Raw genomic sequence first — 2,768 nt, 5'->3', positions numbered from 1 at the left:
GCCAAAACTGTCGTATTCATAAGTGGTGGTAAGAGATTTATTAGTATTTGGCGCTATGGTTTCACTTTTCAGGAGCCCGTCGCTGTTATAGGTAAAACTTGAGGTGCGGGTGATGCTTGGGGTGTTTGCTGCATTGTGGGTTACTTTGGCTTTAGATAGTCTGCCTAGGTGCCAATTAGTGGTGTCGTTACTGTAGGTGTTTTTGGTGACTTTACTGAAGATTTTATTGTTACCTGTGGTGCTTATTCGAATAGTGCCGACATTGCCGTAGTTATCAATATTGGATTGACTGGTGACAACGGTGATGAGTGGTGAATTACTTGAAGCGTCTGAAGCGTTAAAATCGTAGGAGCGTTCTTTGCTTCGGTGTAAATAAGGCGAATGGACTTTGTTATAGTGGGACTTGTCACGATAAGTATTTATTTGCTCATTCAATAACTGGCGAGTGTTATTAGCCTCAATAGTGTTCTTAGCCTCAATGTATTCCTTGGTTGCAGTGGTTTGACCAGTATAGGGGTAAGTTTGACTATATTCAGTACGGGTGAGTTTATTGGATTGAAGGTCTTTTTTCTCAATCCAACCAAAGCCTAGATTGCCTCTGCCTTTAACATTGACTTTAGCGTTGCCGTATTTATAAGTGGTGGTGTTTTGTCCACCGATGGCGTTGTCAGTAGTAACGGATGAGATGACTTGGCGAGCGTTTTGGATGGAAATGTTTGGGTAATATCCCTTCTTAGGACCTTTGGTGTAAACAGATGAATCGGTTAGGGGCTTGTAATTTAGAGTGGTTTGAATGCCGAAGCCGTTGGTGATGACTTTTAGTCTTGGTGTTTTGTATGGTTTTGAATAGACAAAAAATCCTTGTTGATCAGTCTTTGGGTTTCTATCAAATACTCGATCAAGTAAGCCGTCGCCATTGATGTCAATCAACATAGAGCGTTCGCCGTTTTCGTGCGTTGGGCGGTTTTTCCAATCGTTAGAACCACCTAGATTGGATTGCCATTGCTTGCCATTATCAAAGCCATCGCCGGTATTAAGATAGGCAAACAACCCTTTCTGATCAGTCTCTGGGTTGTGGTCAAATACTCGATCAGGTAAGCCGTCGCCGTTGATGTCAATTAGCATGGAGTGTTCGCCATTTATATAGGTTGTGCGATTTTTCCAATTCTCATCACCACCTAAATTGCTTTGCCATTGTTTACCTGAGTCAAAACCATTACCTGTATTAAGATAGACAAACAACCCTGTTTGGTTAGTCTTTGGGTTTCTGTCAAAGACTCGATCAGGCAAACCGTCGCCATTGATGTCAATCAACATAGAGTATTCGCCGTTTTCGTGCGTTGGGCGGTTTTTCCAAGGCGACTCGTCACCACCTAGGTTAGCTTGCCATTGCTTGCCATTATCAAAGCCATCGCCTGTATTAAGATAGACAAACAACCCTTGCTGGTCAGTCTTTGGATTTCTGTCGAAGACTCGATCAGGTAAACCGTCGCCATTGATGTCAATCAACATAGAGTGTTCGCCGTTTTCGTGCGTTGGGCGGTTTTTCCAATCGTTAGAACCACCTAGATTAGATTGCCATTGCTTGCCATTATCAAAGCCATTGCCGGTATTAAGATAGACAAACAACCCTTTCTGATTAGTCTCTGGATTGTGGTCAAATACTCGATCAGGTAAGCCGTCGCCGTTGATGTCAATTAGCTTGGAGTGTTCGCCATTTTTATAGGTTGTGCGATTTTTCCAATTCTCATCACCACCTAAATTGCTTTGCCATTGTTTACCTGAGTCAAAACCATTACCTGTATTTAGAAATACATAAAAACCTGGTTGATCGTTACTTGGATTTCTGTCAAACACTCGATCGGGTAATCCATCGCCGTTGATGTCAATTAGCCTGGAGGTACGACTGTAGATGTAGGGGGTGTAACGCGCAATCCACCCGTCTCTGATTGTTACTCTGATGATGCGTATGGAGTTACTGATTGGGCGGTTTTTCCAATTGCTATGGCCACCCAAGTCAGATTGCCATTGTTTGCCTGAGTCAAAACCATTACCTGTATTTAGAAATACATAGAAACCTTGTTGATCGTTACTTGGATTTCTGTCAAACACTCGATCGGGTAGTCCATCTCCGTTGATGTCAATTAACATGGATAAGGAGTTTGCGCCATCTGCAATATGGGTTGGGCTATTTTTCCAATTGTCATCACCACCTAGGTTAGATTGCCATTGCTTGCCATTATCAAAGCCATCGCCTGTATTAAGATAGACAAAAAACCCTGGCTGGTCGTCAGCCTCTGGATTGTGGTCAAATACTCGATCAGGTAAGCCGTCGCCATTTATGTCAATCAACATAGAGTGTTCGCCGTTTGCGTTCTTTGGACGATTTTTCCAGTTCTCATCACCACCTAAATTGCTTTGCCATTGTTTACCTGAGTCAAAACCATTACCTGTATTTAGAAATACATAGAAACCTAGTTGATCATTACTTGGATTTTTGTTAAACACTCGATCAGGTAAGCCGTCGCCATTCATGTCAATCAACATAGAGGATTCGCCGTTTTCGTGCGTTGGGTGGTTTTTCCAATCGTCAGAACCACCTAGATCAGATTGCCATTGCTTGCCGTTAACACCAAATGATGCTTCTTCGTTGTTCCAACTAAACTTCGTTTTTGGCAGGCAGCGTCCATTATTAGTACATTCTTGAATTGAAGTTAATTGACTCTTCTTAGGTGTGCCATAATATTGATATTCTAAATCATAGGTTC

General features: G+C 42.3%; 1 protein-coding gene. It reads right to left on the bottom strand.

The window, feature by feature from the left end:
• The coding region (locus BBROOKSOX_RS09865; RefSeq protein WP_139661526.1) for a toxin TcdB middle/N-terminal domain-containing protein at positions 1–2,768 on the bottom strand (2,768 nt) is incomplete at both ends.

Source organism: bacterium endosymbiont of Bathymodiolus sp. 5 South, assembly GCF_900128535.1.
In the GTDB taxonomy this organism is placed as follows: Bacteria; Pseudomonadota; Gammaproteobacteria; order PS1; family Pseudothioglobaceae; genus Thiodubiliella.
The sequence above is the reverse complement of the archived record's forward strand: the minus strand, read 5'-3'. Positions and strand labels throughout refer to the sequence as shown.